Consider the following 5,417-nt stretch of genomic DNA (forward strand, 5'->3'; position numbering starts at 1 on the left):
CCCCTGACCCCTCCCCACAAGGGGGAGGGGAAGCGCCTCCGCGCACGAACCATTGCCCTACTTCGCGCTCACCTCGACCGAACCGAAGGCGGTGCGGCCGAAGCGTTCGGGGCGGTACATGTCCTCGATGGTAGCCCCGGGATGGACGTAGGTGCCGGGCGAGACCGCCCGCACGGTATAGGCCACCGTGAAGAAGGCGGATTGACCGGGGGTGCGCTCGTAGGCCGCCACGAAACGGTCGTCGCGGAACTCGGTGCTCACCGGCTGCACGTCCGACTTGGCGAAGGCGAGCCCCGCCAGGGCATCGGAATCGAGGAGCTTAGGATTGTCGATCTCGAGGCCGGCGGGCAGGCGGTCCACCAGCAGGAGGCGCCCGGCGCTGGCCTTCGCCTCGGTCACCTTGAGCACCACCACGAGGCGGTCGTTCTGGCGAACCCCCTGAGCGAGATCCACCACCGTGCCGTCGAGGCGGTGATAGGTCCGCTCGATGGAGTAACCCCGTGATTCCGCCGGCTCCGGGGCGATGGGATTGCCAGACACGCTCACCACGGTCTGGGCGGCGCCCGTCCCGTCATTGGTGATGGTGACGGGCCTCGCGTCGAGGGCGGGGGCGCGGTAGAGCCGCGAGACCGGGCCCGATTGCCGGGTGCCGTCGACGCTGAAGCTCAACGCTTCCGCCTCCTTGGCGAGCCCCTCGGCGGCGAGCACCATCCAGGCATTCTCCTGGGTGCTGGTGAGGCGTCCGCTGGCCCGCTCCTGGGTGATGACCTGACCCAACGGCCGGATCGTGTCGCGGGCGAGGCCCGTCTCGGCGGCGAGGGCGAGAAGGCCGGCCCCGTCGCGCAGGCGCGAGCCGTAATCGGCGCGGTAGGTCGAGGTGTCGCGCGCGGATCCGAGCGCGGTCACCGCCGACTCGAACGCCTTGGCCGCGCGGCCCCGGTCGCCGAGAAGGGCGAGAGCCGCCGCGATCTGGCCGCGTCCGAGGGGGGTCGCGAACTCACCGAGCTTGGTGTCGGCGAGGTAGCGCAGATCGCCCATCACCGGCCGCCCGTTCCGGGCCAGTACATAGGCCGCATAGGCGATGTCCATGCCGCCGTCGCGCACCTCCGTGGTGTTGGCGACCGTGTTGCGCAGGCGGTCCAGGGCATTGGAGAAGGCGGTCTGCGGCACGGCGAATCCGCGTTCGCGGGCGCGGGTCAGGAAGTCGGTGACGTAGGCGTTGAGCCAGACGTCGCTCGACCCGCCGACGCTCCACAGGCCGAAATCGCCCGAGGCGTCCTGGCGCGAGAGCACGCGGTCGATGGCCTCGCGCACCCGTTCGTCCACCTTGTCGTCGATGCCGAGCCTGTCGAGGGAGGCGAGCTTGTTGACGTAGAGGAGCGGCATCGCCCGGCTCACGGTCTGTTCCGAGCAGCCATAGGGATAGCGGTCCAGCGCCTGGAGCAGGGCGGGCACGTCGAGGGCGGCGAGCGAGGAGGCCGTCACCGAGACCGACCCGGTGCCGGGGAGGATGTCGGCCAGGAGGTCGCCCGTCACCTGCAGGCTGGCGCCGGGTTCGAGGGAACTCACTGAGCGACGGACCAGGGCGCCGGTGCCGGGGCCGATGTTGAGCGAGAAGCTCTGGCCCACGGTGCCGGCGATGCCGGGGCCGGACAGGTTCACGTCGAGCCGCGACAGGCCGGGGCCGGCGGCGGTGATCGGGATGACGAGCGAGGTCTTCGCCCCGCGTTCCAGTTTCATGGTGCTGTGAACCGCGCCAGCCGAGACCAGGACCGGGCCGGTGAGGTCGAGATCCACGGTGTAGTCGCCGGCCTGCCCCTCGACATTGTCGATGGCGATGAAGAAGCGCGAGCGGTCGCCGACATTGAGGAAGCGCGGCAGGGTGCCGGTGAGCACGACGGGATCGCGGATGATCACATCGGCCTGGGCCGAGCCGACCTTCGCCTTGCTCCAGGCGGTCACCATCACCCGGCCGGTGCCGTTGAAGGCGGGCAGGGGGAAATCGACGCTGGCGCGCCCATCGGGGCCGACGCGGACCACGCCGGAATAGAGCGCCAGCGGCGCCTGGGTCGGGGGCGAATCGGAGAGTTCCGCCGCACCGCCGTCACCGCCCGAGCGGATCGCGCCGAGCGTGCCCTGCATGCCGTCGATCAGGTATCCGTAGAGGTCGCGGATCTCCGGTCCCAAGGCCTTCTGGCCGAAGAAATAGCCGAAGGGATTGGGCGATTCGTAGCGGGTGAGGTTGAGGATGCCGACATCGACCAGGGCCACGCTCACCTGCGCCTCCTCGCCGGAGGACAGGCCGGCGAGCTGGATCGGCAGGGTCAGGGTCTCGCGGGGCCGCGTGGTCGCGGGCGCCCCGACGGTCACGGCGAGGCTGCGCTTGTCGGTATCCACCGAGAACCAGGCAAGGCCGAGCGCCCGGCCCGGCAGGCGCTTGGCCGCCTGGTCGAGGGGCCGGTAGGCGGTGGCCACGAGATAGGCGCCCGACCCCCATTCCGCCTTCACGGGAATGTCCACGTTGGTGCCGGCCTCCGACACCGTGACGTCGAGGATGTCGTGGACCTTGTCGCTCACCACCGCGAGGGTGGCCGTGCCCCTGAAGCGCGGCTGGAGGCGCGCCCGCAGGGTCTCACCGGCGGCATAGCTCGGCTTGTTGAGCTTGAGATCGAGGAGGTCGGGCACGTCCGCGGTCTCGGAGCCGCCCCAGCCCACGGTGAAGGTGACGCTGACGGTGGCCTCGGGCCGGCCGGCGACCAGGGCTTCGAGGCGGTAGGTGCCGAAGCCGACGGTGGAACTGACCCGGCCCGGCGCGTCGGCGGCGAGATCGAGCCGTCCGTCGGCGATGCGCCGCGTCGAGGTCACCGGCTCGAACGACCAGCGCCCGCCTTCGCGGTACCATTGGTAGTTCCGGTCGACCTTGGACAGGGTCCAGACGACGCCGTTCTGCGGGATTTTCCGACCGTCGGGGCTCGCCATGACCACGTCGAACGTGGCGACACTGGCCTCCGTGAGGTCGCCCGAAAAATTCTTGCGGATGGCGAGGACGGGGCCGGAGGGCAGGATCGGCAGGGTGACGCTTCGGCTCAGCGCCCGCCCGCCCGGCTCGCCGACCTGCAGCGTGATCTTCGCCTCGGTGGGGCGCGGGGCGCTGAGCGCCTGGACCGGCACCGTCACGGTCGCCGATCCCTTGGCGTCCGTGGTGGCCTTGGCCTCGATCTCGGCCGAGGTCGCCTCCACCTTCTCGTCGTCGAGGCCGATGGAGAAGCCGTCGAGCCCCTTGATCCCGCTCGTCGCGGCGGCCTGGACCAGGACCGAGCCCGACACGTCGAGGCCCGAGCCCGGCGCGCCGTAGAGATAGCGCGCGGCGACGTCGATGGTCGCGGGCTCGCCCTTCGTCAGGGTCGGGCTCTTGGGGGTGAGAGTGACCTCCAGGCGCTCGGGCACATAATCCTCGACGAGGAACGTGGCCTCGCCCACGGGCGGCGCCTTCGCATCGGTATAGGCGGCGATCCGCCATGTACCGTGCATCGCGCCCGGCATCAGGGCGAGGGGCAGGGCGCGGCCGCCGAGGCCGGCATCGGCGACCTGGACGCGGCGATACTCGACCCCGTCCGGACGCTTCACCACCAGGGTGAGGGGAAGGTTCGGCACGGCGATGCCGGCGGCGTCGCGCAGCAGGGCCGTGACCTGAACGGTCTCGCCGGAGCGGTAGACCCCGCGCTCGGGGAAGACGTAGGCCTCCACCGCGCTCGGCTGCGGCCGGCCCTTCACGCCCCGGTCGGTGAGGTCGAAAGCGCTCTGGGAGAAGTCGAGGAAGCCGTAATCGTCGCCGAGCTGGGCGACGACGAGGCCGGGGGCGATTCCGCCTTCGCCCCGTGCGAGGCCCGGATCGAAGGCGGCGTGGCCCTGGCCGTCGGTCTTCTTCGTCGCCAGCACCTCGTTGTTGCGGGCCACGAGGCGGATCTCGGCGCCGGGCACCGTCTTCGCGCTGGCGAGCGAGCGGGCGAAGACGTGGATGCCGTCGCGGCCCTTGAAAGCGGTGAGGCCGAGATCCGAGACGACGAACCATTGCGTCGCCTGGGCCTCGTAGCCGCCGTCCTCATCGACATTCGTGGCGACGCCGCTGGCCTGGGCCAGCATGATGTAGATGCCGGGCTCCAGCTTGCCGACCGCCTGCAGCACCGGGAAGGCCGTGACCGCCTCGTGGTTCAGCTCGGCCTTGGCCGTGTCGAGGGTGCCCTTCCAAACGCGGGTGCCCTTCTGGTCGGCGATGGTCTTCGCGGTCATGCCGCTGAGCTGACCGAGGAACTCCTCAGAGCGCAGGGACGGCAGCAGGCCACGGTCGCCGACGCGCAGCACCTCCACGTCGATCTTCGGCGCGTTGACCGAGACCAGCGGCACGCCGGCCTGTCCGGTGCGCGGCAGGACGTAGTTGCGCCCGGTGAAACGCACCTGGGGCGAGCGGTCCCGCACATAGACTTCGTAATCGGCCGATTTCAGCAGGGCCTCGCCCACGGAGGACGGGATGCCCGAGCGCAGCACGAAGGCGTAGCGCTCGCCGTGCTTCAGCCCGTCCACGCAGATCTGCTGGCCGCTGCCGGTGACGGCGGCATTGGCGGCGCCCGAGACGGCGACGTAGGGCGTGAAATCGGTCTTCGGGGCCAGGCTCTCGGAGAACTGGAAGCAGACGCGCGGGGCGGCGGCGTCGGAATCGACCTTGTAGTCGAGGATGCGGAAGCCGTGCTCGGCGCGCAGACCCTCATAGGTCTCGCGCACCGTGGCGTCGTCGGCGAGCGCGAGGCTGGCGCGGTAGGCCTCGAGCGAGGGCCGCCATTCGGATTGATCGGCATAGACCTCGCCCAGCACCGCCAGGGCCTCGGCCTCGGCGGCGGCGCCGCGCGCCTTCAAGTAAGCCTGATAGGCGGCGGCCCGAGCCTGGCCGCGCAGGCGCTGGCGGAAGGAGTAGTCCCCGGTTTCGTTATCATTGCCCACCGTGCTCGCGGCGCGGGCATAGGCAAGCCAGTTCAGCGGGTCGCCCGCATCGGCGGCAATGGCCCCGGCGAGGGGCTTGAGGGCATCGGCCGGCTTCTCCGCCTGCACCAGGGCCTCGCCCTCGGCGCGCAGCTTGGCTGCCGGTCTGGTCAGGCCCGACGTGGCAGAATCCGCCCTCACCGTCGCTTCGAGACGGACCGCGTCACTGGCCAGCGCGTCACGCACGAAAGCCTTGGGGGATGGCGCTGGTTTCGGGGTAGCGATCCGCGCCACCGGACGATCGGGCGCCTGGGCGAAAGCCGGTGCGGCGCCCATGCCGCCGAGGGCCAAGGAGCCGGCAAGAACGCCTCGGGCAAGAACGCCTCGGGCAAGAACGCCTCGGGCAAGAAAACTTTTGGCAAGAAAACTTTTGGCAAGACGGG

General features: G+C 70.7%; 1 protein-coding gene. It reads right to left on the reverse strand.

The genetic code is table 11. From position 1 onward, the window contains the following. Nucleotides 1-57: 57 nt before the first annotated feature. The gene (locus tag MBTS_RS22135) at nucleotides 58-5,310 is read right to left on the reverse strand and encodes an alpha-2-macroglobulin family protein (protein ID WP_238254223.1); all 5,253 of its coding nucleotides are present in this window, start codon (nucleotides 5,308-5,310) and stop codon (nucleotides 58-60) included. Between the last annotated feature and the right edge of the window lie 107 nt (nucleotides 5,311-5,417).

It is taken from the genome of Methylobacterium bullatum (assembly GCF_014845095.1).
Lineage (GTDB): Bacteria > Pseudomonadota > Alphaproteobacteria > Rhizobiales > Beijerinckiaceae > Methylobacterium > Methylobacterium bullatum.

Bases quoted from the DNA above. Each gene is read 5' to 3' on its own strand.
- MBTS_RS22135 (WP_238254223.1), bottom strand. From the start codon at position 5,310: ATGGGCGCCGCACCGGCTTTCGCCCAGGCGCCCGATCGTCCGGTGGCG.